General features: G+C 68.7%; 29 protein-coding genes. 17 read left to right on the top strand and 12 right to left on the bottom strand.

Going from position 1 to position 26,205, the window contains the following annotated elements:
* The first annotated feature begins 185 nt into the window (after positions 1-185).
* Positions 186-1,838 carry an MFS transporter gene (locus tag ACTIEW_RS03900; RefSeq protein WP_439476598.1) on the top strand — a complete coding sequence of 551 codons (1,653 nt, stop codon included), beginning with the start codon at positions 186-188 and terminating at the stop codon, positions 1,836-1,838.
* A 19-nt stretch (positions 1,839-1,857) separates the two neighbouring features.
* Positions 1,858-2,070 (top strand): hypothetical protein, encoded by a 213-nt coding sequence (locus ACTIEW_RS03895; RefSeq protein ID WP_439476597.1) that lies wholly within the window; start codon positions 1,858-1,860, stop codon positions 2,068-2,070.
* A 2-nt stretch (positions 2,071-2,072) separates the two neighbouring features.
* Here ACTIEW_RS03895 and ACTIEW_RS03890 read toward each other — a convergent pair whose 3' ends face one another.
* Positions 2,073-2,480, bottom strand: a complete 408-nt coding sequence (locus ACTIEW_RS03890; RefSeq protein ID WP_439476596.1) for a hypothetical protein — start codon at positions 2,478-2,480, stop codon at positions 2,073-2,075.
* A 31-nt stretch (positions 2,481-2,511) separates the two neighbouring features.
* Positions 2,512-3,030 (bottom strand): Lrp/AsnC family transcriptional regulator, encoded by a 519-nt coding sequence (locus tag ACTIEW_RS03885; protein WP_439476595.1) that lies wholly within the window; start codon positions 3,028-3,030, stop codon positions 2,512-2,514.
* Between the two features lie 99 nt (positions 3,031-3,129).
* Between ACTIEW_RS03885 and ald the strand changes: the two genes are divergently transcribed.
* The 10 genes from ald to ACTIEW_RS03835 all read left to right on the top strand — a co-directional run bounded on the left by ald (position 3,130) and on the right by ACTIEW_RS03835 (position 11,983).
* Positions 3,130-4,248, top strand: coding sequence for an alanine dehydrogenase (gene ald, locus ACTIEW_RS03880; RefSeq protein ID WP_439476594.1), 1,119 nt, complete (start codon positions 3,130-3,132; stop codon positions 4,246-4,248).
* A gap of 74 nt (positions 4,249-4,322) precedes the next feature.
* A complete protein-coding gene (locus tag ACTIEW_RS03875) occupies positions 4,323-4,538 on the top strand; it encodes a hypothetical protein (protein ID WP_439476593.1) in 216 nt (71 codons plus the stop codon).
* Between the two features lie 98 nt (positions 4,539-4,636).
* Positions 4,637-5,695 carry a GTPase ObgE gene (obgE, locus tag ACTIEW_RS03870; RefSeq protein ID WP_439476592.1) on the top strand — a complete coding sequence of 353 codons (1,059 nt, stop codon included), beginning with the start codon at positions 4,637-4,639 and terminating at the stop codon, positions 5,693-5,695.
* A 57-nt stretch (positions 5,696-5,752) separates the two neighbouring features.
* Positions 5,753-6,430, top strand: coding sequence for a nicotinate-nucleotide adenylyltransferase (locus ACTIEW_RS03865; RefSeq protein WP_439476591.1), 678 nt, complete (start codon positions 5,753-5,755; stop codon positions 6,428-6,430).
* 97 nt (positions 6,431-6,527) lie between these two features.
* Positions 6,528-6,932, top strand: coding sequence for a ribosome silencing factor (gene rsfS / locus ACTIEW_RS03860; protein WP_439476590.1), 405 nt, complete (start codon positions 6,528-6,530; stop codon positions 6,930-6,932).
* 26 nt (positions 6,933-6,958) lie between these two features.
* Positions 6,959-7,423, top strand: coding sequence for a 23S rRNA (pseudouridine(1915)-N(3))-methyltransferase RlmH (rlmH, locus tag ACTIEW_RS03855; RefSeq protein WP_439476589.1), 465 nt, complete (start codon positions 6,959-6,961; stop codon positions 7,421-7,423).
* The gene (locus tag ACTIEW_RS03850) at positions 7,423-8,502 is read left to right on the top strand and encodes a murein hydrolase activator EnvC family protein (RefSeq protein WP_439476588.1); all 1,080 of its coding nucleotides are present in this window, start codon (positions 7,423-7,425) and stop codon (positions 8,500-8,502) included. Before rlmH ends, ACTIEW_RS03850 begins: the two co-directional genes overlap by 1 nt.
* A 191-nt stretch (positions 8,503-8,693) precedes the next feature.
* Positions 8,694-10,064 carry a S41 family peptidase gene (locus tag ACTIEW_RS03845; protein ID WP_439476587.1) on the top strand — a complete coding sequence of 457 codons (1,371 nt, stop codon included), beginning with the start codon at positions 8,694-8,696 and terminating at the stop codon, positions 10,062-10,064.
* Between the two features lie 106 nt (positions 10,065-10,170).
* The gene (locus tag ACTIEW_RS03840) at positions 10,171-11,373 is read left to right on the top strand and encodes a divergent polysaccharide deacetylase family protein (RefSeq protein ID WP_439476586.1); all 1,203 of its coding nucleotides are present in this window, start codon (positions 10,171-10,173) and stop codon (positions 11,371-11,373) included.
* 136 nt (positions 11,374-11,509) lie between these two features.
* On the top strand, positions 11,510-11,983 hold the full coding sequence (locus ACTIEW_RS03835; RefSeq protein ID WP_439476585.1) for an RNA pyrophosphohydrolase: 474 nt from the start codon (positions 11,510-11,512) through the stop codon (positions 11,981-11,983).
* Here the strand turns inward: ACTIEW_RS03835 and ACTIEW_RS03830 are convergent.
* The 9 genes from ACTIEW_RS03830 to ACTIEW_RS03790 all read right to left on the bottom strand — a co-directional run bounded on the left by ACTIEW_RS03830 (position 11,980) and on the right by ACTIEW_RS03790 (position 19,579).
* Positions 11,980-12,225, bottom strand: coding sequence for a DUF1272 domain-containing protein (locus ACTIEW_RS03830; RefSeq protein WP_439476584.1), 246 nt, complete (start codon positions 12,223-12,225; stop codon positions 11,980-11,982). The two genes, ACTIEW_RS03835 and ACTIEW_RS03830, sit on opposite strands and share 4 nt — an antisense overlap.
* A 26-nt stretch (positions 12,226-12,251) precedes the next feature.
* Complete coding sequence (locus tag ACTIEW_RS03825) at positions 12,252-12,506, bottom strand: CBU_0592 family membrane protein (RefSeq protein ID WP_439476583.1); 255 nt, start codon at positions 12,504-12,506, stop codon at positions 12,252-12,254.
* A gap of 8 nt (positions 12,507-12,514) precedes the next feature.
* Entirely contained in the window at positions 12,515-13,495 is a 981-nt protein-coding gene (locus ACTIEW_RS03820; RefSeq protein WP_439476582.1) for a metallophosphoesterase, read from the bottom strand.
* Positions 13,496-13,503: 8 nt separating this feature from the next.
* Positions 13,504-13,773, bottom strand: coding sequence for an ATP synthase F1 subunit epsilon (locus ACTIEW_RS03815; protein ID WP_439476581.1), 270 nt, complete (start codon positions 13,771-13,773; stop codon positions 13,504-13,506).
* 3 nt (positions 13,774-13,776) lie between these two features.
* Positions 13,777-15,330, bottom strand: coding sequence for a F0F1 ATP synthase subunit beta (gene atpD / locus ACTIEW_RS03810; protein WP_439476580.1), 1,554 nt, complete (start codon positions 15,328-15,330; stop codon positions 13,777-13,779).
* A gap of 41 nt (positions 15,331-15,371) precedes the next feature.
* A complete protein-coding gene (locus ACTIEW_RS03805) occupies positions 15,372-16,250 on the bottom strand; it encodes a F0F1 ATP synthase subunit gamma (RefSeq protein ID WP_439476579.1) in 879 nt (292 codons plus the stop codon).
* 32 nt (positions 16,251-16,282) lie between these two features.
* On the bottom strand, positions 16,283-17,818 hold the full coding sequence (gene atpA, locus ACTIEW_RS03800; RefSeq protein WP_439476578.1) for a F0F1 ATP synthase subunit alpha: 1,536 nt from the start codon (positions 17,816-17,818) through the stop codon (positions 16,283-16,285).
* Between the two features lie 59 nt (positions 17,819-17,877).
* Complete coding sequence (locus ACTIEW_RS03795) at positions 17,878-18,432, bottom strand: F0F1 ATP synthase subunit delta (RefSeq protein WP_439476577.1); 555 nt, start codon at positions 18,430-18,432, stop codon at positions 17,878-17,880.
* Positions 18,433-18,634: 202 nt separating this feature from the next.
* A complete protein-coding gene (locus ACTIEW_RS03790) occupies positions 18,635-19,579 on the bottom strand; it encodes a DUF808 domain-containing protein (protein WP_439476576.1) in 945 nt (314 codons plus the stop codon).
* A gap of 149 nt (positions 19,580-19,728) precedes the next feature.
* On the opposite strand from ACTIEW_RS03790, the gene ACTIEW_RS03785 reads away from it, so the two are divergent.
* Both ACTIEW_RS03785 and ACTIEW_RS03780 read left to right on the top strand, forming a co-directional pair.
* The gene (locus ACTIEW_RS03785; protein ID WP_439476575.1) at positions 19,729-20,535 is read left to right on the top strand and encodes a TerC family protein; all 807 of its coding nucleotides are present in this window, start codon (positions 19,729-19,731) and stop codon (positions 20,533-20,535) included.
* Positions 20,536-20,537: 2 nt separating this feature from the next.
* The gene (locus ACTIEW_RS03780; RefSeq protein WP_439476574.1) at positions 20,538-21,341 is read left to right on the top strand and encodes a glutaminyl-peptide cyclotransferase; all 804 of its coding nucleotides are present in this window, start codon (positions 20,538-20,540) and stop codon (positions 21,339-21,341) included.
* Between the two features lie 138 nt (positions 21,342-21,479).
* Here the strand turns inward: ACTIEW_RS03780 and ACTIEW_RS03775 are convergent, their stop codons facing one another.
* The gene (locus tag ACTIEW_RS03775) at positions 21,480-23,642 is read right to left on the bottom strand and encodes a primosomal protein N' (protein ID WP_439476573.1); all 2,163 of its coding nucleotides are present in this window, start codon (positions 23,640-23,642) and stop codon (positions 21,480-21,482) included.
* 246 nt (positions 23,643-23,888) lie between these two features.
* Between ACTIEW_RS03775 and fsa the strand changes: the two genes are divergently transcribed.
* Genes fsa through ACTIEW_RS03760 form a run of 3 tightly spaced genes read left to right on the top strand, consistent with a single transcriptional unit; the run spans position 23,889 to position 26,182 of the window.
* Positions 23,889-24,542, top strand: a complete 654-nt coding sequence (fsa, locus tag ACTIEW_RS03770) for a fructose-6-phosphate aldolase (RefSeq protein ID WP_439476572.1) — start codon at positions 23,889-23,891, stop codon at positions 24,540-24,542.
* A gap of 21 nt (positions 24,543-24,563) precedes the next feature.
* Positions 24,564-25,271 (top strand): DUF484 family protein, encoded by a 708-nt coding sequence (locus ACTIEW_RS03765; RefSeq protein WP_439476571.1) that lies wholly within the window; start codon positions 24,564-24,566, stop codon positions 25,269-25,271.
* The gene (locus tag ACTIEW_RS03760) at positions 25,253-26,182 is read left to right on the top strand and encodes a tyrosine recombinase XerC (protein WP_439476570.1); all 930 of its coding nucleotides are present in this window, start codon (positions 25,253-25,255) and stop codon (positions 26,180-26,182) included. The genes ACTIEW_RS03765 and ACTIEW_RS03760 overlap by 19 nt, the downstream gene beginning before the upstream one ends.
* Positions 26,183-26,205: the final 23 nt, after the last annotated feature.

The raw sequence follows: 26,205 nt of genomic DNA, 5'->3' as shown, positions 1-26,205 counted from the left end.
GGCCCGCCGGCATCCCCCCGCTGGCGGGCCTTCGTAGTTCCGGAGCCCCCTCTTGCTCACGGGCGGTCGGCGCCAAGCCCGCCCCCGCCCCGCCGCGGTTCACCTATTTGCGGGACCGGCGACGCCGTCTAGCATCGCGGCGCGGGCGTCCGCAGAGACGCCATGACGACGCGGGGAGGCGATCGATGACGGATGCGGTTGAGACCAGGGCGGACCCGAGCCTGAGAACGGTGGTGGTGGCGTCAGCCGCGGGCACCGCGTTCGAATGGTATGATTTCTTCGTCTTCGGCTCCCTGGCCACCGTCATCGCGCGGCATTTCTTCGCCGACGCCGGCGAGACGGTCGCCTACATCCTGGCCCTGCTGACATTCGGTCTCGGCTTCATCGTCCGGCCGTTGGGGGCGCTGGTGTTCGGCTGGTTCGGCGACCGGACGGGCCGCAAGACCACCTTCCTCGTCACCATCACCCTGATGGGCGTGGCGACCGTGGCGATCGGCCTGTTGCCCGACTACGGCCAGATCGGCCTCGCCGCGCCCATTCTGCTGCTGATCATGCGGGTGCTGCAGGGCTTCGCCCTCGGCGGGGAATACGGCGGCGCCGCCATCTATGTCGCCGAACATTCGCCGCCGAAGAAGCGCGGCCTGCTGACCGGATGGATTCAGACCACCGCCGCCTTCGGCCTGATCGGCGCCCTGTCGGTGATCCTGATCACCCGCCAGATCGTCGGCGTCGAGGCCTTCGACGAATGGGGCTGGCGCATCCCCTTCCTGTTGTCGGCCCTGCTGCTGGGGGTTTCGCTGTGGATCCGTCTGAAGCTGAACGAGAGCCCGGCCTATCAGCGCATGGAGGCCGAGGGCGGCGAGCGGCGCGCGCCGTACAAGGAGGCCTTCTTCCAGTGGGGCAACGGCCGGTTCGTGCTGATCGCCCTGTTCGGCATCATGATCGCCCAGGGGGCGGTCTGGTACTGCGGCTATTTCTACACCCGTTTCTTCATGGAGCGGGTGCTGAAGATCGACGTCAACACCGTCGACCAGATGGTGCTGATGGTGACGGTGGCCTCGGCGGCCCTGTACGTTTTCTTCGGCTGGCTGTCGGACCGGGTGGGGCGCAAGCCGGTGATGCTGTTCGGCATGATCCTGGCCCTGGTCGCCTTCTTCCCCGGCTTCCACGCCCTGACAAAGGCCGCCAATCCGGCGCTGGCGGAGGCGCAGGTTTCCGCCCCCGTGACGGTGGTCGCCGACCCCGCCACCTGCGCCCTGCAGTTCGATCCGATCGGCAAGGCCGCCTTCTCCAGTTCCTGCGACATCGCCAAGAGCGTGCTGTCCAACGCCGGCGTGTCCTACGGCAACGCCGAGGCCGAGCCGGGCTCGGTCGCCATGGTCCGGGTCGGCGGAATCGAGCTCGCATCGGTCGAGGGGGCCGGCATGGACGTCGTCGCCCTGAAGGCCGCGCGCACCGGAGTCGAGACCCGGATCAAGGCGGCGCTGGTCGAAGCGGGCTATCCCGCGAAGGCCGACCCGGCGCGGATCAACATGCCCCTGGTATTCGGCATATTGATGATCTTCATGGTCGCGGCCACCGCCCTGTACGGCCCTCAGGCGGCGGCGCTGGTCGAGCTGTTCCCGACCCGGGTGCGCTATACGGCGATGAGCCTGCCCTACAATATCGGCACCGGCTGGGTCGGCGGCTTGTTGCCCGCCGCCAGCTTCGCCCTCGTGGCCTGGTCCGGGAACATCTATTTCGGCCTCTGGTATTCGGTGGTCTTCACGGCGATCGCCGCCGTCGTGGCGCTGATCTGGTTGCCGGAGACGAAGGGCCGGGACCTGGACGCGATTTAGCGGGGAGCCGGGAACTGCGATGAAGCGGACCCGGTTCAAGCCGCTCGTCTGGCCACTCTCGCTGCTGACCGTCGGCATGGCGGCCGGTTGGCTGGCGGAGTTCGCCGTCGGTCGGTGGCAGGACTACCAGCTGTACGGCCTGGCCCGGCCGGTCGCCGACCTGCTCCTGATCATCGGCGCGACCTGGCTGGTGGTCGCTGTGGTCAGCATGGTGCGCGGTCAGCGAGGCTGAGGTCAGACCTTCTTCAAGCCTGCCTTGAAAGCGGTGGCCTCATGATCGGTCCAGAATTTTCCTTCCCACCAGTACCGCGCCAAGGCCTCATGATTCAGACGAACCCATTCGAGTACGGGCGGCGCCATGCGTGCGAGGTCCCGGTCCGGCAGGCTGCTGGCGACAACCCGCGGCTCCGACGCGACCGCGACCGAGAAGCTCGGTTGCCCGGCCCCGGTCTTCAAAAAATATTTCACCCGAGGTCCGTGAGCCCCCATGACCGTCGAGATGAAGACGATTCCGGCGATGCCCGTCTGATCCTCAACCAGATTGGCCATGTCGAAGATGTCCTCATCGCCAAGCGCACTGATCTCCTCATCGAGCGTGGGCTCGCGATCGGTCCAGACGGCGGGTTTTTCGGAGAAGCCCATCAGATCAATATCCACGCAACGAATGGTTGTGTCAAACCGGCAGGGCTCCACGCTTGACCACGGTGCGCATGGCCACGCTGGACGAGACCCGGGTGACGCCGGGGATGCGGGTCAGTTCGCGGGAATGGACCCGCTCCAGATCATCGACGTCACGCACCACCAGCCGCAGCAGATAGTCCGAGCCGCCGGTCATCAGATAGCATTCCACCACCTCGGGCACGGTGGCGATGGCGGTCTCGAAAGCGGTCAGCGAGGCCTCGGCCTGGGACGACAGGGTGACGGTCACGAAGACGCTGATGGGCAGGCCGACGGCGCGTTCGTTGATGATGGCGGCGTAGCGGCTGATCACCTCCGCGGCCTCCAGCGCGCGCAGGCGGCGCAGGCAGGCGCTCTCGGACAGGTTCACCGTCCGGGCGAGGTCGGCATTGGTCATCCGGCCGTCGCCCTGCAGCGCGCGGATCATCTTGCGGTCGGTGTCATCGAGGGCGACAGCAGAAACGGTCTTCAAAGACGGACTCCTTCGCAGGTTCTGCGACTTTACCTCGATCATCCGATGAAAAGAACAGGAACCTGCGGTGAAACCGCCGCTAGATTGCCGCCCGAAACGGAGCCGCGCAGATCGGCCCGTCCTGATCAGAAGGAAACGGTCATGCGCGTCGGCGTCCCCAGGGAAATCAAGAAGAACGAACACCGCATCGGCCTGACGCCGACGGCGGTGCGCGAATATGTGGCCCACGGCCATATGGTCTCCATCGAGACCGGCGCCGGGCTCGGCGCGGGCTTCACCGACGCCGACTACAAGAAGGCGGGGGCCAAGATCGTCGCCGACGCGAAAACCATCTTCGCCGACAACGACATGATCGTGAAGGTGAAGGAGCCGCAGAAGGTCGAGTGGGAAATGCTCCGCGAGGACCAGATCCTGTTCACCTATCTGCACCTGGCGCCCGATCCCGAACAGACCAGGGGCCTGATCGCCTCGAAATGCGCCGCCATCGCCTATGAGACCGTCACCGACGACCGCAAGGGCCTGCCGCTGCTGGCGCCGATGTCGGAAGTCGCCGGCCGCATCGCCGTCTTCTCGGCCGCCGAGACCCTGCTGAAGCACAACGGCGGCATGGGCCTGCTGTTCTGCGGCGTGCCGGGCGTGGCCCCGGCGCGCGTGCTGGTGCTGGGCGGCGGCGTCGTCGGCCTGAACGCAGCGCGCATGGCCATGGGCCTGGGCGCCGAGGTGGTGGTGCTGGAACGCTCCATCCCGCGCATGGCCTATATCGACGAAGTCACCAACGGCCGCGTCATCACCCGCTATTCCTCGATCGGCGCGGTCGAGGAGGAAATGGTCAAGGCCGACGTCATCATCGGCGCCGTGCTGGTCCCGGGGGCCGAGGCCCCCAAGCTGATCAAGCGCGAGCACCTGAAGCAGATGAAGCCCGGCTCGGTGCTGGTCGACGTCGCCATCGACCAGGGCGGCTGTTTCGAGACCAGCCACGCCACCACCCACGAAGACCCCACCTATGTCATCGACGGCGTGGTCCACTATTGCGTGGCCAACATGCCGGGCGCCGCGCCGCGCACCTCCTCGGAAGCCCTCAACAACGCGACCCTCCCCTTCGGCCTGGCGCTGGCGGACAAGGGTCTGGAGGCGCTGAAGCAGAACCCGCACCTGGCGCGCGGCCTGAACGTGCTGAAGGGCGAGATCACCTATCCGGCGGTGGCCGAAGCGCTAGGCCTGCCGTGGAGCGATCCGTTCGGAGTGTGGGCCAAGGGTTAAAGCCAAAGACTGGAAGGGCGAGGGTCGGGCCCTCGCCCTTTTCACAGGCGGCTCATCCGGCCACGGTCGATCTCATGGCAGAGACCATTCTCAGGACCCTCACCAACGAGACCGGCGACGAGCGGGTGATGATCGTGCGTCGGGCGGATGGCGCCTATACCTATCGTCGCGAATGGCATGGTGAAGGCGGCTGGAGCGGCGCGCTCGACCTCGGCCTCTACGACTCCGCGGATACCGCCGAGGCGGAAGCACGGATGCGGGTCGGCTGGCTGGTTCCGGCATTCCATTAGCCACTGTCTGTAAATCGCCGCTCTCTTGCGCCATAAGCCGCGCTCAAGCAGCGAGCGACCGCGTCGCGAGCGATAGCGCCCCTCTTAGAAATGCCGCAATGAAGTTTCTCGACCAGGCCAAGATCTACATTCGCTCCGGCAACGGCGGGGCGGGCTGCGTGTCGTTCCGGCGCGAAAAGTTTATCCCGAACGGCGGACCGGACGGCGGCGACGGCGGCCATGGCGGCAACGTCTGGATCACGGCGGCCGACGGCCTCAACACCCTGATCGACTTCCGTTACCAGCAGCATTTCAAGGCCCAGACCGGCATCCACGGCATGGGCCGGCAAATGCACGGCGCCAAGGGCGAGGACATCATCCTGAAGGTCCCGGTCGGCACCCAGGTGCTGGACGACGACAAGGAGACGGTGCTGCTGGACATGGACCATGTCGGCAAGACCGAGATGCTGCTCAAGGGCGGCAATGGTGGCTGGGGCAATGTCCATTTCAAGGGGCCGTCGAACCAGGCGCCCGCCTACGCCAACCCGGGCCAGGAGGGCCAGGAGCGCTGGATCTGGCTGCGGCTGAAACTGATCGCTGACGTCGGCCTGGCTGGCCTCCCCAACGCCGGCAAGTCGACCTTCCTCGCGGCGGCGTCGGCCGCGCGGCCCAAGATCGCCGACTATCCGTTCACCACCCTGGTGCCCAATCTGGGCGTGGTCGATCTGTCGGAGACCGAGCGGTTCGTGATCGCTGACATCCCCGGCCTGATCGAGGGCGCCTCGGAAGGGGCCGGCCTCGGCACCCGCTTCCTTGGCCACGTCGAGCGGTCGGGCTGTCTGATCCATCTGATCGACGGGACCCAGGACGATGTCGCCGGCGCCTACCACACCATCCGCCACGAGCTGGAGGCCTATGGCGCCGGGCTGGCCGACAAGGCCGAGGTGCTGGCGCTGAACAAGATCGACGCCCTGACCCCCGAGGCGCGCGAGGAGAAAGCCGCCGAACTGCAGGCCGCCGCCGGCCGCCGGCCCATGCTGGTGTCGGGCGTCTCGGGCGAGGGCGTGACCGAACTGCTGCGCGCGGCCTGGACCGAGGTGCGCAAGGACCGCGGCGAGATCGCCCCGGCCGAGGAAGACGAGACGGTCATGGAAACACCGGGCGGCTGGGCACCGTAGCCGCGCCGCGCGCGGCGTGTTAGCTCCTTGCTGAGCATAAGCCCCCGCGAGACCGTTTTGCCCTTCTTCCACGCCGGTCCCGCGCCGAAAGCCCAGGGGCCTCGACCCGGCGCCCTGCGCGACGGGCTGGACGTGCGGCCTGGCATGGCGGTCGGGCTGTTCGGGGGGTCCTTCAACCCTGCCCACGACGGTCACGCCCATGTGGCCGAGACGGCGATGCGACGGCTGGGGCTGGATCGCGTCGTCTGGCTGGTGTCGCCGCAGAATCCGTTGAAGGACGCCCGCGACAGTGCGCCGCTGGCCGAACGGATGGCGTCAGCGCGAGCCGCGGCGGCGATGGCGGCGGCGGGGCGGTCCATGGTGGTGTCGGACTTCGAGACCCGCGCCGGCACCCAATGGACCGTCGACACCCTGCGCGCCTTGACCGCGCGCCACCCCGGCGTACGCTTCGTCTGGTTGATGGGATCGGACAATCTGGCCAGTTTTCACAAATGGCGCGGCTGGACCGACATCATGCGGATGATGCCCATGGCGGTGATCGCCCGGCCGGGATCGCTGCACCACAGCCGCACCGCGCCGGCCGCCGCCCGTTTCGCCGCGGCGCGGGTTCCGACGGCCCGAGCGCGACTGCTGGCCGACCTCGAGGCCCCGGCGTGGACGTATCTGACGGCGCCGCTTAACCCCCGCTCCTCAACGGCGCTGCGGGCCGTGCGTGACGCCGCCGCGCATTTGTGATAGACTGCCGCTTTAGTAATCTCCCCGGAGCCCTCCGCTGACCCCCTCGCCCGCGCACGATGCGCAAGACGACGCCGTCTCCAACACGGCGCACGAGATGGACGAATTCGAACCCATCCGCTCCGAAGACGGTCCGCAGGCTCCCCTTCCCGTCGGCTCCACCGCTCTGGAAACGGCCATTTTGTCGCGTCTCGACGACGACAAGGCCCAGGACATCGTCCTCATCGACCTGAGGGGCAAAAGCCCGATGGCCGACACCATGATCATCGCCTCCGGGCGGTCGCACCGTCACGTCGGCGCCCTGGCCGATCACCTGCAGCGCACGCTGAAGGAAAGCGGTCTCGGCAAGGTCAAGGTTTCGGGCCTGCCGCACTGCGACTGGGTGCTGCTGGATGCGGGGGACGTCATCGTCCACCTGTTCCGCCCGGAAGTGCGCGCCTTCTACAACATCGAGAAGATCTGGTCGGTCGAGAGCGGCCACCGCGTCGACGCCCGCGCCTGATTTCCTGAACCCCAAGTCCTGAACCCATGAAGCTGGCCGTCATCGCCATCGGCAAGCCGGGGCGGGGACCCGAGGCCGTGCTGGCGGCTGACTATGCCGAGCGCGCGACGCTGGCCGGGCGGGCGCTGGGCCTCGGCCCGCTTGAGCTGGTCGATCTGGAGCCGCGCAAGGCCGGCAAGACGTCCGAGGCCGAGCTCATCCTGAAGGCCGCCGAGGGCGCGCACCTGATCGCCTGCGACGAGCGCGGCAAGACCTTCTCCAGCCGGGCCCTCGCCGAACACATCGCCATGCTGCGTGACCGCGGCGAACGGCGATTGGTGTTCGCCATCGGCGGGGCCGACGGGCTGGACGAGAGCGTGCGCGCGACGGCGGACTCGACCCTCGCCTTCGGGCCCCAGACCTGGCCGCATGCGCTGGCGCGGGCGATGCTGGCGGAGCAGCTGTATCGCGCCGTGACCATTCTGGCCGGATCACCTTATCATCGCGATTGATGCGCGCCCCGCTCCTGATCCTGTGTCTGAGCCTGATCGCCCTGCCCGTGGCGGCGATCGCGCGCCAGTCGCCCCCCGCCGGTGAGGTCAAACGGCTGCAGGCCGAGTTCCGTGACGAGCGCGCCCGCGCCCGTCGCCTGCGGGAAGAAGCCGCCGGAGCCGCCCGCGAGATCGCCGGACTGGAACGGCAGCTGACCGACCTGCGCGCCGCGGTCGGACAGGATGACGCCGTGATCGCCGGCCAGCGGGCGCGGTTACGCGAGCTGAGCGCGCGTGAGGCGGCGCTGGTGGCGCAGTTGTCGCGGGCGCGAGGCCGGCAGGGGCGGCTGCTGTCCGCCCTGCAGATGATGAGCCGCCGGCCGCCGCCGCCGCTGCTGGTCCCCGCCGACAAGGCGGTGGACACGGTGCGGGCCGCCATACTGATGCGGGCCATGGCTCCCGAATTGCAGGCCCGGGCCCAGGGACTGGCCGACCGTCAGGCCGAGGTCGTGCGCGTGCGCCGGCTCAGCGCGCTGAACAGCGAACAGCTGTTCACTACCGAGAGCGAACGGGGCGACCGGCGGGCCGAGATCGAAGCCCTGACGGCCCGCAAGACCGCGCTTCAGGCGGTGCTGAGGGCCGAGGCCGAGGGCGCCGAACGGGCCACCCGGGTGCTGGAGGCGCGGCTGAGATCGCTGGGCGCGGAAGTTCCGCCCGCCGGGACCGAGACCGAGCCGGCCGCGGCGCGCCTGCCTGCGGGGCGTAGCCGGCTGACCGCGCCGGTCCAGGGCGCGCCGTCGCGCCGCTTCGGTCAGGGATCAAGCGGCTGGAGCTGGCGCGCCGACCGGGCGGAGGTCCGCGCCCCGGCCGCCGGGCGAGTGGCCTTCGCCGGGCCGTTGAGCGGCTGGGGGCAGCTGGTCATCCTCGACCTCGGCCCCGGCTGGCGGGCGGTGATCTCCGGACTGGACGAGCTCTCGGTCGAGGCGGGCGACCGGGTTGCGGACGGCCAGACCCTGGGCCGGACCGGCGCGGACGGCGAGCCGGCGTTCGAGCTGCGCCGCGATGAACGCCCGATCGATCCGGCGCCGTGGCTCAGGTAGGGGTTAGGTTCTAGGGGATGGGGGCCAGGGGGTCCCGATTCCCCAGGACCTTCCTTCCCGGCGAAACCGCTTCCCATCCGCCGATGACGCTGATTTTATCCGGGAATCGCTGATCGGCCACGATTTCGTCGCCGGTCGGTCCGTAACTGCCCTGACCAAGATCCGCCTCCCCGTTCGCTGAAAGAGACCCGATGCGTAAATTGTTGCTGGTTGGCGCCGCCGCCGTGACCCTGGTGGGGCTCGGCGCCGCGTCCGCCACGGGCCAGACGCCGCGTAACGAGGCGTTCCGGATGCTGGCCCTGTTCGGGGACGTGCTGGGCATCGTCGAGCAGGCCTATGTCGTGCCGGTCGACGACAAGAAGCTGATCGAGGCGGCGCTGCAGGGCATGATGGGGGCGCTGGACCCCCACTCCAACTATCTGCCGCCGGCCGGTTTTGACGACCTTCAGGAGCGGACTTCGGGAGCCTATTCGGGCGTAGGGCTGACCATCCAGGCAGAGGGCGGGCTGGTGAAGGTGATCTCGCCGATGGACGGCGGACCCGCCGCCCGCGCCGGCGTCAACGCCGGGGATGTTATCTCCTCCATCGAGGGCCAGAGCGCCGCGGGCCTCACCGTCAACCAGGTCTCCGAAAAGCTGCGCGGGGCCGTCGGCACCTCGGTCCGGGTCACCTTCCTTCGCGACGGCGAGGAACCGCGCGAGGTCACCCTGACGCGCGAGGTCATCAAGATCGAATCCGTCACCGGCCGCATCGAGGGCGACTTCGCCTATCTGCGCGTCTCGACCTTCAATGAAAACACGGGCCGTGAACTGGGCGAGACCATCGCGCGGCTCAAGGCTGAGCACCCCGGCGTCAAGGGCTATGTGCTGGATCTGCGCAACAATGGCGGCGGTCTTCTGGATGCGGCCATCGCCGTGTCGGACGCCTTCCTCGAACGCGGCGAGATCGTCAGCCAGCGCGGGCGCAAGGCCGACCAGATCCAGCGCTACGGCGCCCGGCCCGGCGACCTGGCCGGCGGCCTGCCGCTGGTGGTGCTGATCAACTACGGCTCGGCCTCGGCCTCGGAAATCGTGGCCGGCGCGCTGAAGGATCACCAGCGGGCGACGATCGTCGGCCTGACCAGCTTCGGCAAGGGTTCGGTCCAGACCGTCATCCCTCTGCGCAACGGCGCCGACGGGGCGCTGTCGATCACCACGGCGCGCTATTTCACGCCGTCGGGCGCCTCGATCCAGAAGATCGGCATTGAGCCCGATCTGGAAGTGTCCCGATCGCTGGCCGAGGCGCGGATCGTGTCGCGGTCGAACTTCATCTATTCCGAGGCCGCCTACGCCACGGCGCTGGACGCCTCGATCGGGGCCGAGCGCAAGGGACCGCACACCCCGCACGAAGCCCCGGGCGAGGACTGGCCCGAGGACAAGGACTATCAGCTGGAGCGGGCCTTCGACGTGCTGCGCGCCAGCGGGAACCTGGCCCAGCTGGCCGCCGCGCCGGAGGGCATTGTGGTGACCGCGCCGGGCACAGCCCTCGCCGCCGCCGAGCCGGAGCCTGCGCCGGAAAACTGACGCTGGATGGCTAACGGCGCGTTAGGCTTTCTTAACCGACGCCCGCCACTGTGAGCCCTGAAGGAGTCCGCTTCGCGGACCCCCGTTCGAGCGTCCAGTCCTGCCCATGTTCGCCAAGCGCCAGTCTGTCCTCGCCACCACCGCCGGAGCGCCCCCGGTGCGCCGGTCGTTGCGCGAAAACTTCGCGCCCGTCGGCCGCATCCTGAAGAAGCCGCCGGTCGCCGTCGCCGGCGCCGGCCTGCTGCTGCTGGGCGCCGCGGCCCTGTTCATCACCGTGCTGGGCGACCCGCGCGCCGGCGCGCCCTCGGCCCGCGCCGCGTTGAAGCGTGAGGTCGTCGCGGCCGCTCCGACGCCGACCGGTCTGGAGGCCTTCTCGGTCGGCGCCTATGGCTCGTGGCAGGACCTGTCCGGCGACGGCGGCGACGCCATCGATCCCGCCCTGGGCGGCGAGGCTGTCATCACCCTGCCCAACGGGGCCACTGTGTCCGGCAACGGCACGCCCGTGACCGCCCCGCGCGTCGCCGCCAGCCCCCTGCCCGCCGCCCCGATCGCCGGGCTGAGCCAGCCGGGACCCAACGGCCCCCTGCCGACTATCGCCACAGACGGGCGCGTACCGGCCCAGGCCTATGCCCGCCCGTTCCGCTCAAACGGCCGCCCCCGGGTGGCCATCATCGTCGGCGGCCTGGGCCTGAACGCCGTGACCACGCGCGCCGCGATCGAGCGGCTGCCGCCTGAGGTTACCCTCAGCTTCGTCCCCTATGCCGAGGGCCTGCAGGGCTGGATCGACCTGGCCCGCGCCCAGGGCCACGAGGTCATGCTGGAAATGCCGATGGAGCCCACCGGCTATCCCGACAACGACCCCGGCCCGCATACCCTGCTGGCCTCGGGGCAGCCGGCCGACATCCAGGCGCGGATGAACTGGCTGCTGGGACGGGCCACCGGCTATTTCGGCGTCACCAACTATATGGGCGACCGGTTCGCGAACTCGGACACCGGCATGTCCGCCTTCTTGACCGTCCTGCGCCAGCGCGGGGTGGCCTTCCTCGACGACGGTTCGATGAGCCGCCGGCCCGGCGCCTGGGCCCGGGCCAGCGCCAACCGCATCATCGACGAGGAACAGAACCCCACCGCGATCGTCGCCCAGCTGAATGCGCTGGAGGCCCTCGCCAAGGGCCGCGGCCAGGCCCTGGGTACGGGCTTCAGCTATCCGGTCACGGTCGAGGCCGTAGCCCGCTGGACCGCCGACATGGACGCCCGTGGCCTGCAACTGGCCCCGGCCTCGGCGATGACGCAGCGGCCGGGACGGTAGCGCCGGGCGAGTGATTGGTGGTTAGTGATTGGTGGCTGGTAACCAGCCGAGTGGTGGCGCGGACTGCGCCGCCCTTCCGCCGCCAGTGAAGCTGCAACCACTAATCACTAATCACTAATCACTAATCACTCCTCCCATGACCGACCTCTCCCGCTATCGCCCCAACGTCGGCGTCGTGCTGTTCCATCAGGACGGCCGCGTCTGGTACGGGCGCCGGGTGGGGACCGAAGGCCCCCACAATTGGCAGTTTCCGCAGGGTGGGGTCGACGACGGCGAGGATCTGGAGGCCGCCGCCCGCCGGGAGCTGTTCGAGGAAACCGGCGTGACCTCGGCCGAGCTGATCGCCCGCACGGAAGAATGGGTCGCCTATGATTTCCCCGCCGACTACGGCGGGTCGAAACAGGCCCGCGGCTGGGTCGGTCAGAAGCAGCAGTGGTTCGCCTTCCGCTTCACCGGTGCGGAGTCCGAGATCGACCTGGAGGCCCACGGCGAAATCGAGTTCGACGCCTGGCGCTGGAGCCCGCTCAGCGACGCCCCCGACCTGATCGTGCCCTTCAAACGGGCGTCCTATGAACAGGTCGTGGCCGTCTTCGCCCCACTGGTCGTCTAGGCCGCCGCGCAGCCCTGCGGTTTGAGCACCCGCTTCGTCGAAGCGGGATATTTCGCCAGGAGGTGCGCCGGCCGGACCGGTCTCGCGCTGAACCCGCCGCCGCAGTTGGGGCAGACGCCCTTCAGGACACCGTCCACGCAATCGCCGCAGAAGGTGCATTCAAAGGTGCAGATGCGGGCCTCCGCGCTGTCGAAGGGCAGGTCTCGGTCGCAGCATTCGCAGTTCGGGCGGAGTTCGAGCATGGAAGTCTCCCGGTCAGGGATACAAGCTAGTCCGGCGCGCGATTGCGGCCAAGTGTCAGCTGGACCAGCCCATAGACCGCCACCAGCGCCCAGGCGGCTTCCATCAGCACCGCCGACAGATTGAAGTCGAAATACAGCGACACGAGGATCAGCAGGGCGCCGGTCAGATTGAGCAGCAGGGCGGGAGCCCGCGCCGGGTCCAGCTTCTTCGCCGTGGCCCCGGCATAGGCGATCAGAATGCACAGGACGCCGACGACGCCGAAAAGGTCAGGCAGGGTCATGTCCGTCCTTAGCGCGGCGCGGTCCTCGCTGCCACAGCGGGGGCGGCACGCAGCGTCAGGATGACGATCTCCGGCGGCGCGCGGAACCGCACGGGGAGGATCGACACGCCGACGCCGCCCGTGACGAAGAGCTTGCGCCCGCCCTCGCCGTATAGGCCACAAGCCCATCGCTCCGACATCCTGGAGGCATGCACCAACCGGCCGAGAAACGGCAGGTTCACCTGTCCGCAATGGGTGTGGCCGGCCAGGGTGAGCGCGACCCGGTCGGGCACATCGACAAACGGGTCGGGCCAGTGGGTCAGAACGATCACGGAGGCGGCGTCGCTCACGTCGCTCAGTGTACCGGACACCGTCGGCGACTGGCGCGGCGAATGCATATCCGCCAGCCCGGCGACCCAGAAGGCGCCGCCCGGACGAGCGATCCGTTCCGCACGGTTCTCAAGCACGCGGACGTTCGCCCGGGTGAGTGCGGTCGATACGGCTACGTCATCAAACCAGGAATCGTGATTGCCGAGGACGCCGTGCACGCCCAGAGGCGCTTCGAGCGCCCCGAACGCTTCCACGCCCCGCAGGATCTCCGACCGTTCCGGCGTTGCCCGAACGGCCGCCGGTTCATGACCGCCGGCATAATCGCCCAACAGCATGACGATGTCGGGCCGCTCGGCGTTCATCCGCGCGACCACCCGCTCGATCCGGGCGACGTCGGTGTGAGGCGCCGCGACATGGGTGTCGGAGATGATCCCGATCCGGAGGGGCGGCCCGCGCCACTTCGCGCTCTCGACGGTGACGCGGCGCACGGTCAGGGTCGCGGGCTCGACGAAGAATGCCCAGACGCCCAGAATCCAGCCGACTGCGGCGACCGCCGCGAGACTCCAGGCAAAAATAATCCGGCGACCGCGAAGCAGCCGCCGGATCAACAAGGCGCAGATGAAGGGGCCGAGGAACGCCCCGACCCAAGCCATGACCAGAACGGCGTCCGGTCCGGCCATGATCAGTCTCAGGCCGCCGTCACTTCCGAAGCCTGTTCCGCCAGGATGGTCAGGCCGGCTGGCGTCACGTCGGCGAAGCCGCCGTGGACCTCGAACTGGCGCCGCGAGCCGCCGTTGATGACGGTGACCACGCCTTCGCGCAGCGCGGTCATGAAGGGGGCGTGGTCGGCCAGAACGCCGAAATCGCCCTCGACGCCCGGCGCATCGACCTGGTCGACGAGGCCGTTGAAGACCTCGCGTTCAGGCGACACCAGCGAGAAGCTGAGTTTACCGGCCATGAATCAGGCCGCCTCGGCGGCGAGCTTCTCGGCCTTCTCGACGGCTTCCTCGATGGCGCCGACCATGTAGAAGGCCGCTTCCGGCAGGTGGTCGTATTCGCCGGCGACGATCCCCTTGAACGAGCGGATCGTGTCTTCCAGCGAGACGAATTTGCCGGGCGAGTTGGTGAACTGCTCGGCCACAAAGAAGGGCTGCGACAGAAAGCGGCTGATCTTGCGGGCGCGCGAGACGATCAGCTTGTCGTCTTCCGACAGCTCGTCCATGCCCAGGATAGCGATGATGTCCTTCAGCGACTTGTACTGCTGCAGCACTTCCTGGACCGACCGGGCGACGCGGTAGTGTTCCTCGCCGATGACCAGCGGGTCCATGATCCGCGAGGTCGAGTCGAGCGGATCCACGGCCGGGAAGATGGCCTGGGCGGCGATGTCGCGGTTCAGAACCGTGGTCGCGTCAAGGTGGGCGAAGGAGGCGGCGGGAGCCGGGTCGGTCAGGTCGTCGGCGGGGACGTAGATGGCCTGGACCGAGGTGATCGAGCCCTTCTTGGTCGAGGTGATCCGCTCCTGCAGGTTACCCATCTCGGTGGCCAGGGTCGGCTGATAGCCCACGGCGGACGGGATGCGGCCCAGCAGGGCGGACACTTCCGAACCGGCCTGGGTGAAGCGGAAGATGTTGTCGACGAACAGCAGGACGTCCTTGCCCTCCTCGTCGCGGAAATATTCGGCCTGGGCCAGGCCGGTCAGGGCGACGCGGGCGCGGGCGCCGGGAGGCTCGTTCATCTGGCCGTAGACGAGGGCGCATTTGGAGCCCTCGGTCGAGCCGCCGTTCTTGGCCGGGTCCACATTGACGTTGGACTCGATCATCTCGTGATACAGGTCGTTGCCCTCGCGGGTGCGCTCGCCCACGCCGGCCAGAACCGAATAACCGCCGTAGGCCTTGGCGATGTTGTTGATCAGCTCCTGCATGGTCACGGTCTTGCCGACGCCGGCGCCGCCGAACAGGCCGACCTTGCCGCCCTTGGTGTAGGGGCACATCAGGTCGATGACCTTGATCCCGGTGACGAGGATTTCCGACGACGTCGACTGCTCTTCAAACGAAGGCGCCTCGCGGTGGATCGGACGGTACATGGTGGTCTTGATCGGGCCCTGCTCGTCGATCGGCGCGCCGACGACGTTCATGATGCGCCCGAGCGTGCCCGGTCCGACCGGAGCCAGGATAGAGGTGCCGGTGTCGGTCACCGGCTGGCCGCGCGTCAGGCCTTCCGAAGTGTCCATGGCGATGGTGCGGACCATGTTCTCGCCGAGGTGCTGGGCGACTTCCAGAACCAGGGTGAACGGCTTGCCGGTCTTCTGGTCGACGTTCTGCGTCTCCAGGGCGTTCAGGATCGCCGGCAGCTGGCCGGTGAACTCGACATCGACGACGGCGCCGATGACCTGGGCGATCCGGCCCACGCCGGTGCCGGCCGTATAGGCGACGTTGCCGGTTGCGGCGGCGGCCCCAGGAGATTTGGCAGCGGCCGGTTTCCTGGCGGCGGGTTTCTTGGCGGTGGTGTCGGTCATCGGTTCGTTCCGTTCGGAAGGTCGTGTCTGCAGGGGTCGGATCAGAGGGCTTCGGCGCCGGCGATGATCTCGATCAGTTCGGTGGTGATCTGGGCTTGGCGCTTGCGGTTGTACTGCAGGGTCAGGCTGTTGATCAGGTCGCCCGCATTGCGGGTGGCGTTGTCCATGGCGCCCATCTGGGCCCCGAAGAAGCTGGCCTGGTTCTCGTACAGGGCGGCCAGAACCTGGGTGGTGATGTTGCGCGGCAGGAGCGTCTCGAGGATCTCCTCTTCCGAGGGCTCGTATTCGTAGGTCGCGCCGTTCAGGTCGATCGGCGGAGCGTCGCCGTCGACGACCGCCGGGATCAGCTGTTTTGGCGTCGGCACCTGGGCGATGACCGACTGGAAGCGGCTGTAGAACAGGGTCACGACGTCGGCGTGGCCAGCCTCGAACTCCTCGGCGATCAGGGCCGCGATCGGCTCCGCCGCCGGCAGGCCGATGACCTTGTGGTCGCTCATCTCGAACGTCTTCACCAGCCGGGAGCCATAAAGGCGGGACAGGCCGTCGCGGGACTTGCGGCCCACGGCGATGATGCGGACGTCCTTGCCGTCGGTGATCAGGCCGTTGATCCGCTCGCGCGCGGCCCGGATGACGTTGGTGTTGAAACCGCCCGCCAGACCCTTGTCGCCGGTGGCGACGACGATCAGGTGCTTGTGGTCAGACCCGGTGCCGGCCAGCAACTTCGGCGCGCCGTCGCCCGACACGCCCGCCGCCAGATTGGCGATCACGGCCGCCATCTTCTTCGCATAGGGACGGGCGCTTTCGGCTTGATCCTGGGCGCGCTTCAGCTTGGCCGCGGCGACCATGTTCAGGGCCTTCGTGATCTTCTGCGTGGACTTCACGCTTCCGATCCGATTGCGCATTTCCTTGAGGCTGGCCATCCGGCGTTACTTTCTCGCTATCCGGTCCGGGCTCAGGCGAAGGTCTTGAGGAAGGCGTCCAGCACCGACTTGAGCTCGGCTTCGAGCTCGGCGGTGAGGTCCTTCTTGGCGCGGATGCCGTCCAGCAGGCCGGCGTTCGACGACTTGATGCGCGCCAGCAGCTCGGTCTCGAAGCGGCCGATGTCGCCCACCGCGATGCCATCGAGGTAACCGCGCGTGCCGGCGTAGACCGAGACGACCTGCTCTTCCATGGTCAGCGGGCTGTACTGCGGCTGCTTCAGCAGCTCGGTCAGGCGGGCGCCGCGGGCCAGCAACTTCTGGGTCGAGGCGTCGAGGTCCGAACCGAATTTCGCGAAGGCGGCCATTTCCCGATACTGGGCCAGTTCGCCCTTGATCGAGCCGGCGACCTTCTTCATCGCCTTGGTCTGGGCCGAGGAGCCCACCCGCGACACCGAGATGCCGACGTTCACGGCCGGGCGGATGCCCTGGTAGAACAGGTCGGACTCGAGGAAGATCTGGCCGTCGGTGATGGAGATGACGTTCGTGGGAATGTACGCCGAGACGTCGTTGGCCTGGGTTTCGATCAGCGGCAGGGCGGTCATCGAGCCCGAGCCGTAGTCGGCGTTCAACTTGGCCGAACGCTCCAGCAGGCGGCTGTGCAGATAGAAGACGTCGCCCGGATAGGCTTCGCGGCCCGGCGGACGGCGCAGCAGCAGGGACATCTGGCGGTAGGCCACGGCCTGCTTCGACAGATCGTCATAGACGATCAGGGCGTGCATGCCGTTGTCGCGGAAGAACTCGCCCATGGCCGTGCCCGAGAACGGGGCCAGGAACTGCAGCGGGGCCGGCTCCGACGCCGTGGCGGCGACGACGATGGTATAGTCCAGGGCGCCGCGCTCCTCGAGCGTCTTGACGATCTGGGCCACGGTCGAGCGCTTCTGGCCGATGGCGACATAGATGCAGTACAGCTTGTCGCTCTCGGCCGCGCCTTCGACGTTGATCGACTTCTGGTTCAGGATGGTGTCGATGGCGACGGCGGTCTTGCCGACCTGACGGTCGCCGATGATCAGCTCGCGCTGGCCGCGGCCGATCGGGATCAGGGTGTCGATGGCCTTCAGGCCGGTCTGCATCGGCTCGTGCACCGACTTGCGCGGGATGATGCCCGGCGCCTTGACGTCGACGCGGCGGCGCTCGGTGAACTGGATCGGGCCCTTGCCGTCGATCGGCTCGCCCAGCGGGTTGACCACGCGGCCCAGCAGGCCCTTGCCGACCGGCACGTCCACGATCTCGCCCAGACGGCGGACCTCGTCGCCCTCGGCGATCTGGTTGTCCTGGCCGAAGATCACGGCGCCGACGTTGTCGCGCTCGAGGTTCAGGGCCATGCCCTTCACGCCGGCTTTCGGGAACTCGATCATCTCGCCGGCCTGGACGTTGTCCAGACCGTGAATGCGGGCGATGCCGTCGCCGACCGACAGCACCTGGCCGACGTCGGACACGTCGGCTTCAACGCCGAAATTGGCGATCTGCGACTTGAGGATGGCCGAGATTTCGGCGGCGCGGATGTCCATGACAGGCTCTCTGTTATCGTCTTGTCAGCGCGACCCCGTCGGGACCGCGAGTGTTGGGGTCAGGCCCGTTTGAGGGCGAACTTCATCTGGTCGAGCTTGGTCTTCAGCGAGGCGTCGAACAGTTTCGACCCCACCTTGACCTTGAGGCCGCCCAGGATCGACGGATCGACGCGGGCGGTCATTTCCGGGTCCTTGCCCAGCGAGGCGCGCAGGGCGGACTGGATGGATTTCATCTGCGCGGCGCTGAGGGCCTGGGCCGAGACCACCTCGGCGGCGACCACGCCCGTCTTCTTCGCATACAGCAGGTCGAAGCCCGCCATCACCGCCGGCAGGTCGCCCGAGCGGCCGTTCTGGCCCAGCAGGCCGAGGAAGTTGCGGGTCACGCCGTTGAACTTCGCCGCATCGGCTATGGCGACCAGACCCTTCTGCTGATCTTCCGCCGCCATGACCGGCGAGGTGGCCAGCCGGCGCAGGTCGGCGCTGTCGTTCCACGCGGCGCGCAGCGACTTTAGATCGGCGCGCACGGCGTCGAGAACGCCCGTCTCGTCAGCGAGGTCGAACAGCGCCTGTGCGTAGCGCTCGCCGACTTCCGTCGTCCTGTAGTCGTCAGCCACTTGTCATGTCCGCGCGGTTGGCGTTCGGGTTGGAGACCGGCGGCGTGTCCGCGCCAGTCAAAGGTCTGAAATGCTTTGAGAAAGCACTTGGGGGACGCGTCTCGCAACGCGCCCTCCGGCTCAGCCGGGCGCCTGATAGCATCGTAACCCCCCGACCGCAACCGAGACCGGGGGTCACAGGCCGCCGGATTGCCGCACCCGGTTAGTGGGCGGCGCGCTTGCCGCGCGGGAAAAGCTGCATGATCGCCACAATGACCCCGCCCGTCACGAGGCCGACGACCGCCGAGGCGGTGGCCGTCGCCAACCATTCCGTCACGGGACCAATGAGCGGGACACGCCCGGCGGCGTGTCCCAGACTGTCGATCAGGCCGGGCACGACATTGAGATGGTACTCGTGCAGGCCGTGGACCAGAATCCCTCCGCCGACCCACAGCATGGCCAGGGTGCCGATGATGGCGAGCCCGGTCAGCACCATCGGCATGGCGTGAACCAGGCCTCGGCCCAACGCGCGCTCCGGAGCCGAGGGGCGCTCAGCCAGATGCAGTCCGATGTCGTCCATCTTCACGATCAGCGCCACGGCGCCATAGACCGCCGCGGTGATCAACAGGCCGACCAGGGCGAGGGCCGCCGCCTGGGTCGCCAGTGGGCGTTCGGCCAGGTCAGCCAGGGCGATGGCGGTGATCTCGGCCGAGAGGATCAGGTCGGTGCGGATCGCCGAACCAACCATCTTCTTTTCCTGTTCGCGGGACGACAGGGCCAACTCGTCTGTCGGGGTTTCGCCACCTCCGTGACCCGCCAGCTTCTCCCATATCTTCTCGGACGCCTCGAAACAGAGATAGGCGCCGCCGGCCATCAGCAGCGGCGTCAACGCCCAGGGCGCGAAGGCGCTGATCAGCAGGGCCCCGGGCAAGAGGATCAGGAATTTGTTCTTCAGCGAACCGATGGCGATCTTGCCGATGATGGGCAGCTCGCGCCGGGGCGAAAAGCCCATTGCATAACCCGGCGTCACCGCGGCGTCGTCGACCACCACGCCGGCTGCCTTTACGCTGGCGCGGCCGGCGGCGGCGGAAACGTCGTCGACCGAGGCCGCCGCCATTTTGGCGATCGCGGCGACGTCGTCGAGAAGGGCGGCAAGACCTGAGGGCACGCTTCACCTGACAAAACGAATGCAGCTCGCCCTTGGCTAGGCGAGCCCGCGCGCCGGGTCCAGAGGGCCGATCAAGCGTGGCGCCCTGACGCGCCCTGCTGCGGCGAAAAATTCTGGCGCGGCCTCCCCGGCTGGCATATCTCAGCACCATGACCGAAATCGCCGCACTGCTATCCGATCCCGCCGCCTGGGCCGCGCTCGTCACCCTGATCGTGATGGAGGTGGTGCTGGGGATCGACAACCTGATCTTCATCTCGATCCTGTCGAACAAGCTTCCGCCTGAGCATCGGCAGCGAGTCCGCCGCATCGGCATTTCACTGGCCCTGGTCATGCGGCTGGCGCTGCTGTCGATGATCGCCTGGATCGTCAGCCTGACCGCGCCGGTCTTCACCGTCATGGACAACGCGTTTTCGTGGAAGGACATGATCCTGATCGCGGGCGGCCTGTTCCTGCTCTGGAAGGCGACCAAGGAGATCCACCACAGCGTGGACCCCTCGAAGAGCGATGACATGCTGGAGAAGGACAAGGCCGACCTGGTCATTTCGAATGTCGGCTCGGCCATTTTCCAGATCATCCTGCTGGACCTGGTGTTCTCGATCGACTCCATCCTGACCGCGGTCGGCATGACAGATCATCTGCCGATCATGGTCGTGGCCGTGCTGGTCGCCGTCACCGTCATGCTGCTGGCGGCCGATCCGCTGGCGAATTTCATCAACGAAAACCCGACCGTCGTCATGCTGGCGCTCGGCTTCCTGCTGATGATCGGCATGGTGCTGATCGCCGAGGGCTTCGGCGCCCATGTGCCCAAGGGCTATATCTACGCCGCCATGGCCTTCTCGGCCGGGGTCGAGGTGTTGAACATGTGGAGCCGCAAGGCCTCGGAGAGGAAGCAGGCCGCCCTCGCGGCCCGGCAGGCGGCGCTGAACAAGGCCGAGACGGCCGAGCCGGGGGTGTAACCGTGCGGGCAGCCGTCCTTCTCCTCGCTGCGCTGCTCACGCCCCTGCCGGCGGCGGCGCAGACGGCGGCCCCGCCCGTTCCCACATCGGCCCCCGGGCAGACTCCGGTCCCGGTCTATGGCTTCGAGATCGTGCGCGTCTATCCGCATGACCCGACGGCCTTCACCCAGGGACTGGTGTTCCGCGACGGCGAGCTGCTCGAAAGCACCGGCCGCTATCCATCGACGGTGCGCCGTGTCCGGCTGGAGGATGGCGTCGTGCTTCAGCAGCGCGACCTGGACGAGGACTATTTCGGCGAGGGGCTGACCGCTGTCGGCGACCGTGTGCTGACCCTGACGTGGAAGGGCGGCAAGGGCTTCATCTGGAACCCCGTGACGCTCGAGCCCGAGGGCGAATTCGCCTATGCCGGCGAGGGTTGGGGCCTGACCAATGACACCACGCGCCTGATCCTGTCGGACGGTACGGCGGCGCTGCGTTTCCTCGACCCCGCCACGCTGGCGGAGACGGGGCAAGTCCCCGTCACGCTTCAAGGCCGTCCGGTCAGCCGGATCAACGAGCTGGAGTGGGTCGAGGGCGAGGTCTTCGCCAACCTGTGGCAGACGGATTATATCGTCCGTATCAACCCGATCACGGGCGCGATCACCGGCGTCATAGACCTGACCGAGCTGATGCCGGACCGCAGCGGACTGGACCCGACAGACGCCGTCCTGAACGGCATCGCATGGGACCCGGTGGGCCGCCGCCTGTTCGTGACGGGCAAGAACTGGCCCAAGCTGTTCGAGATCCGGCTGACGGGGCCGCGTTAGCGCCGCTTCGCGGCGCGAACGCTCTCTTTTGTCGGGCCGCGGTCGTCGGCCCTTCGGGACCTCCCGACCCGACGCGGCCTGGCGCTTCGCGCAGCCCGGCGCTCAAGCAGCGAGCGACCGCGTCGCGAGCGTTAGCGCCTACAAAAAGCTGTACGGGTCCACGTCCACCGTCAGACGCACCGATCCCGGGACCTTCACCCGCGCCAGCCAGGCCCGCAGGAAGCCCTGGAGGTCGACGTCGCGGTCGGCGCGGACCAGCAGACGTTTGCGGCGGCGGCCGCGCACCAGGGCCAGCGGCGCGTCGGCGGGGCCATAGACTTCGAGGCGCCCGGCGTTGGGAATCGAACCAGCCAATTCGCGCGCCAATTTCTCCACCGCGACCGCATTTTCGCTGGACAGGATGATCGCCGCCAGCCGGCCATAAGGCGGCAGGAAGGCCGCCTCGCGTTCGGCCAGTTCGGCGGCGACGAAGGCGTCCCGGTCGCCGGCCGCCAGCGCCTTCAGCACAGGATGTTCGGGGGTCCAGGTCTGCAGGATGGCGCGGCCCGGCCGGTCGGCGCGGCCCGCCCGGCCGGCAGCCTGGGTCAGCAGCTGGAAGGTGCGCTCCGCCGCGCGCAGGTCGCCGCCGCGCAGGCCGAGGTCGGCGTCGACCACGCCGACGAGGGTCAGCAGGGGAAAGTTGTGTCCCTTGGCCGCCGCCTGGGTGGCGACGAGGATGTCGATCTCGCCGTCCGTCATCCGCTGGATCAGGGCGCGGGCGGATCGGGCGTCAGGCGCGGTGTCGGAGCTGAACACCGCCGTGCGCGCCTCGGGGAACAGCTGGCGCACCTCCTCCTCGACCCGTTCGACGCCGGGGCCGACCGAGACAAGGCTGTCGACCGCGCCGCAGGACGGACAGTGTTTCGGCCGCGCCATGGTGAAGCCGGTCAGGTGGCAGATCAGCCGCCCGGTGTAGCGATGCTCGACCAGCCAGCTGTCGGTGTCGGGCGCCGTCAGCCGGTGGCCGCAGGCCCGGCACAGGACGACGGGCGCATAGCCGCGCCGGTTCAGGAACAGCAGGGTCTGTTCGCCGCGCAGCAGAGTCTCGCCGATCGCCTCGCGTAACGGCTGGGAGAGCCAGGTCTGGGGGTCGGGCGGGCAGGCGCGCAGGTCCAGCAGGGTGACGTCCGGCAGCAGGGCGGTCCCATGCCGCGCCGCCAGCTTGAGCCAGCCGTAACGGCCCTGATGGGCGTTCCACAGCGTCTCCAGCGAGGGCGTCGCTGAAGCCAGGACCACCGTCGCTCCCTCGATCCGCGCCCGGGCCACGGCGAGGTCGCGGCCATGATAAACCAGTCCCTCGTCCTGTTTGAACGAGCCGTCGTGCTCCTCATCCACGACCACCAGCCTGAGATTGACGAAGGGCAGGAACAGGGCCGAGCGGGCGCCGACCACGATCTTGCAGCGGCCGGCGACGACCGCCTCCCAGACCTGTCGCCGGCGCGGCGGGGCGACGCCGGAGTGCCATTCGGCCGGGGCGGCGCCGAAGCGGGCGGTGATGCGCGCGATCAGGTCCTGGGTCAGGGCGATCTCGGGCAGCAGGATCAGGATCTGCGCCGCCGGATCGGCTCTCAACGTCCGCGCCGCCGCCTCCAGATAGGCCTCGGTCTTGCCCGAGCCGGTGACGCCGTCGAGCAGGAATGGGGCGAAGCCACCCGCCGCCGTCGCCCCCGCCATGGCCGCCGCCGCCGCCGCCTGGTCGGGATTGAGCGCGGCCGGGGCATGGTCTGGGTCCGGCGCGTCGAAGGCGGCGACCGCCTCGATCTCGATGACTTCCAGCACCCCCTCGTCGACCAGCCCCTTGACCACGCCCGACGACACCCCCGCCGCCCGCGCCAGGTCGGGACCGGGCATGGAGCGCTGACCGAGCGCCTCGAGCACCGCGGTGCGCGGCGCCGTGGGCCGGGCGGGAAGCCGTTCGCCGACCCGCCGGACGCGCCGCTCGGGCCGGGGACGGGGCGCGCGCAACCCCTTCAGCGCCGCCGCCGCCATTTCGCCCGGCGCGCTCAGCGTCCAGCGCGCGGCCCATTCGACGAAATCGACGGTGCGTTGGGGCAGGCGCGGATCGTCCAGCACATGGTCGATGGCCTTCAGCCGCCGGTTCGAGCCGGTCGTCTCGCGCGCCTCGGAGACCACGCCCCGGATCAGCCGCGGCCCCAGCGGCACGGCGACCTGATCGCCGCGCGCCACCTTCATGCCTTCAGGGACCTCATAGTCAAAGGCTTCGGACACAGGCAGGGGAATGAGGACGCTGGCGACCTTCATGGAAATCTCCCTTCCCCCTCGAGGGGGGAAGGGCCGGGGATGGGGGTGGAGGCAGGCTGTATCCAGATCTTGCGCGGGAGACGCGGTCGAAAGGAGGCTGACGCCATCCGTGCGAACCGGGCGGGTTGGTGCGTCCACCCCCACCCAACCCTCCCCCCTCGAGGGGGAGGGCTTCGGTCGGAGTGCTTCGCCTCACGCGAGGAGACATCTCGCCTTCCGCGCCTCTCCCCGCTAAACCCCGTCCCCATGAAACTCTTCCTCGACACAGCCGACGTCGCCGTCATCAGGGACATGGTCCCCACCGGCATGGTGGACGGCGTCACCACCAATCCCTCGCTGATCGCCAAATCCGGTCGCAACATCGCCGAGGTCATCGCCGAGATTTGCGCCCTCGTCGAGGGCCCCATCTCCGCCGAGGCCGTGGCGACCGATTTCGAGACCATGGTCAAGGAAGGCGACAAGCTCGCCGCCATCGCTCCCAATGTGGTCGTCAAACTGCCCCTGACCTGGGACGGCCTGCGCGCCGCCCGCGCCTTCGCCGACAAGGGGATCAGGACCAACGTCACCCTGTGCTTCTCGGCCGCCCAGGCGATGCTGGCCGCCAAGGCCGGCGCCACCTTCATCTCGCCCTTCGTGGGCCGGCTGGAAGACCACGGCGCCGACGGCATCGGCCTGCTGGAGGAAATCCGGGTGCTCTATGACGTGCATGGCTTCGACACGCAGATTCTGGCCGCCAGCCTGCGTAATCCGGCCCATGTCAGCGCCGCCGCCGTGGCCGGCGCCGACGCCGCCACCATTCCGGCCGACGTTTTCAAGGCCCTGGTCAAGCACCCGTTAACCGACAAGGGGCTTGATGCCTTCCTGGCGGACTGGGGCAAGACGGGCCAGTCGATTTTGTAGAGACACCTCGAGGAGAGGTCTTTGAGCGGCAAGCCTGACCCCTCCCCGAAGCTGCCGCCGGCCGAACCCCACTGGCCGGAGATTCGCGCCTGGCTGCAGGCCAATCCCCAGACGTTGGCGGACGACCGCTCCCTGCTGGAGGAGATCGGGCTCAAGCCGCACGGCCGCAACGTCGTGGAGTTCGGCCGGGCCGCCCTGACGAAGCTGGAAGAGGCCGCCGAGCGCGAGGCCGACGCCCGCAAACGCATCGAATCCATCGCCCGGGCCAATTTCGCCGCCCAGACCCAGACGCATGTCGCGGCCCTCGACCTGATGGAGGCGCGCAATCCGTCCGATCTGGCGCGTCGTCTCGATGCGGTGGCGCAAGGGCGGTTCGGCCTGGCCGGGGCCGCCATTGCGCTGGAGAAGCCCGGCGGTGTGCCCTTCGGATGGCGTGTGCTGGAGGCCGGCGGCGTCGACTCCCTGCTGGGCGAGCACGGCCTGACCTGGCTGGGCCCCAATATCGACGGGCTGAACCTGTTCGGCGCGAACGAGGCCGAGGTGAAGTCCGTCGCCCTGATCCGGATGGCGCCGCAGTTCCCCGGCGCGGAGACGCCCGCCCGCCACGCCGTCTGCGCCTTCGGCTCGCCCGAGGAGGACGGCTTCACCCCCACCATGGGCTGCGAACTGGTGGCCTTCATCGCCCGGGTGGTGGAACGGACAGCCGAGCGATGGCCGATTCTCAACTGACCGCTGGCGACGCCCTCGCCGCCTGGCTTGAGCATCTCGCCCACGAACGGCGGCTGGCTCCGAACACGCTGGAAGCCTATGGCCGCATCGGCCGACTGTACCTCGCCTTTCTGGAACGGCACCGGGGTGGGTCGCAGCGGTTGGCCGACCTCGGGACGGTGACCGCCGCCGAGGTGCGCGCCCATCTGGCCGAACGGCGGGGCGGCGACCATCCGCTGGCGGCGCGGTCGATCAGCCAGACGCTGTCGGCCATCCGCGCCTTCCACGGCTTTCTGGACCGGCGCTGCGCCACGCCGGCGCCGCAGCTGGCGCTGGTGCGGGGACCCCGGATCAAGCCGTCCCTGCCCCGCCCCGTCAGCGAGGATCAGGCGCGCGGCCTGCTGCAGGAAACCGGCGCCGATCCGGACGCCGAGGCATGGGAGGCCGCGCGGGACCGGGCGGTCCTGACCCTGCTCTACGGCTGTGGCCTGCGGGTATCGGAGGGGCTGTCCCTGACCCGGTCCGACGCTCCCCTGCCCGAGACCCTGCGCATCACCGGCAAGGGCGGCAAGACGCGACTGGCCCCCGTCCTGCCCGCGGTGCGCGAGGCGGTGGACGGCTATGTGGCCGTGCAGCCCTTCTCCCTCGCGCCAGCCGACGCCCTGTTCCGCGCCCGGCGCGGCGGGCCGCTGACGCCCCGCCACGTCCAGGCCATGGTCCAGCGGCTGCGGGGACGGCTGGGTCTGCCCGCCTCGGCCACGCCCCATGCCCTGCGCCACAGCTTCGCCACCCACCTGCTGGGGGCCGGGGCAGACCTGCGCTCGATCCAGGAACTACTGGGCCACGCCAGCCTGTCGACGACCCAGAAATACACTGCCGTCGACGCTCAGCGCCTGCTGGAAGCCTATTCCGCCGCCCACCCGCGCGGCTGATCAACCACGGGCTGGTCAGGTTT

Origin of the sequence: Brevundimonas sp. (assembly GCF_051860745.1) — a bacterium.
In the GTDB taxonomy this organism is placed as follows: Bacteria; Pseudomonadota; Alphaproteobacteria; order Caulobacterales; family Caulobacteraceae; genus Brevundimonas.
This window is presented reverse-complemented; position numbering and strand designations above follow the sequence as displayed.

Bases quoted from the DNA above. Each gene is read 5' to 3' on its own strand.
- ald (WP_439476594.1), top strand. From the start codon at position 3,130: ATGCGCGTCGGCGTCCCCAGGGAAATCAAGAAGAACGAACACCGCATC.
- ACTIEW_RS03805 (WP_439476579.1), bottom strand. From the start codon at position 16,250: ATGGCCAGCCTCAAGGAAATGCGCAATCGGATCGGAAGCGTGAAGTCC.
- ACTIEW_RS03845 (WP_439476587.1), top strand. From the start codon at position 8,694: ATGCGTAAATTGTTGCTGGTTGGCGCCGCCGCCGTGACCCTGGTGGGG.
- ACTIEW_RS03775 (WP_439476573.1), bottom strand. From the start codon at position 23,642: ATGAAGGTCGCCAGCGTCCTCATTCCCCTGCCTGTGTCCGAAGCCTTT.
- ACTIEW_RS03895 (WP_439476597.1), top strand. From the start codon at position 1,858: ATGAAGCGGACCCGGTTCAAGCCGCTCGTCTGGCCACTCTCGCTGCTG.
- ACTIEW_RS03840 (WP_439476586.1), top strand. From the start codon at position 10,171: ATGTTCGCCAAGCGCCAGTCTGTCCTCGCCACCACCGCCGGAGCGCCC.
- ACTIEW_RS03815 (WP_439476581.1), bottom strand. From the start codon at position 13,773: ATGGCCGGTAAACTCAGCTTCTCGCTGGTGTCGCCTGAACGCGAGGTC.
- ACTIEW_RS03875 (WP_439476593.1), top strand. From the start codon at position 4,323: ATGGCAGAGACCATTCTCAGGACCCTCACCAACGAGACCGGCGACGAG.
- ACTIEW_RS03885 (WP_439476595.1), bottom strand. From the start codon at position 3,030: ATGATCGAGGTAAAGTCGCAGAACCTGCGAAGGAGTCCGTCTTTGAAG.
- atpD (WP_439476580.1), bottom strand. From the start codon at position 15,330: ATGACCGACACCACCGCCAAGAAACCCGCCGCCAGGAAACCGGCCGCT.
- ACTIEW_RS03850 (WP_439476588.1), top strand. From the start codon at position 7,423: ATGCGCGCCCCGCTCCTGATCCTGTGTCTGAGCCTGATCGCCCTGCCC.
- atpA (WP_439476578.1), bottom strand. From the start codon at position 17,818: ATGGACATCCGCGCCGCCGAAATCTCGGCCATCCTCAAGTCGCAGATC.
- obgE (WP_439476592.1), top strand. From the start codon at position 4,637: ATGAAGTTTCTCGACCAGGCCAAGATCTACATTCGCTCCGGCAACGGC.
- rlmH (WP_439476589.1), top strand. From the start codon at position 6,959: ATGAAGCTGGCCGTCATCGCCATCGGCAAGCCGGGGCGGGGACCCGAG.
- ACTIEW_RS03900 (WP_439476598.1), top strand. From the start codon at position 186: ATGACGGATGCGGTTGAGACCAGGGCGGACCCGAGCCTGAGAACGGTG.
- rsfS (WP_439476590.1), top strand. From the start codon at position 6,528: ATGGACGAATTCGAACCCATCCGCTCCGAAGACGGTCCGCAGGCTCCC.
- fsa (WP_439476572.1), top strand. From the start codon at position 23,889: ATGAAACTCTTCCTCGACACAGCCGACGTCGCCGTCATCAGGGACATG.
- ACTIEW_RS03825 (WP_439476583.1), bottom strand. From the start codon at position 12,506: ATGACCCTGCCTGACCTTTTCGGCGTCGTCGGCGTCCTGTGCATTCTG.
- ACTIEW_RS03785 (WP_439476575.1), top strand. From the start codon at position 19,729: ATGACCGAAATCGCCGCACTGCTATCCGATCCCGCCGCCTGGGCCGCG.
- ACTIEW_RS03760 (WP_439476570.1), top strand. From the start codon at position 25,253: ATGGCCGATTCTCAACTGACCGCTGGCGACGCCCTCGCCGCCTGGCTT.
- ACTIEW_RS03890 (WP_439476596.1), bottom strand. From the start codon at position 2,480: ATGGGCTTCTCCGAAAAACCCGCCGTCTGGACCGATCGCGAGCCCACG.
- ACTIEW_RS03820 (WP_439476582.1), bottom strand. From the start codon at position 13,495: ATGGCCGGACCGGACGCCGTTCTGGTCATGGCTTGGGTCGGGGCGTTC.
- ACTIEW_RS03830 (WP_439476584.1), bottom strand. From the start codon at position 12,225: ATGCTCGAACTCCGCCCGAACTGCGAATGCTGCGACCGAGACCTGCCC.
- ACTIEW_RS03835 (WP_439476585.1), top strand. From the start codon at position 11,510: ATGACCGACCTCTCCCGCTATCGCCCCAACGTCGGCGTCGTGCTGTTC.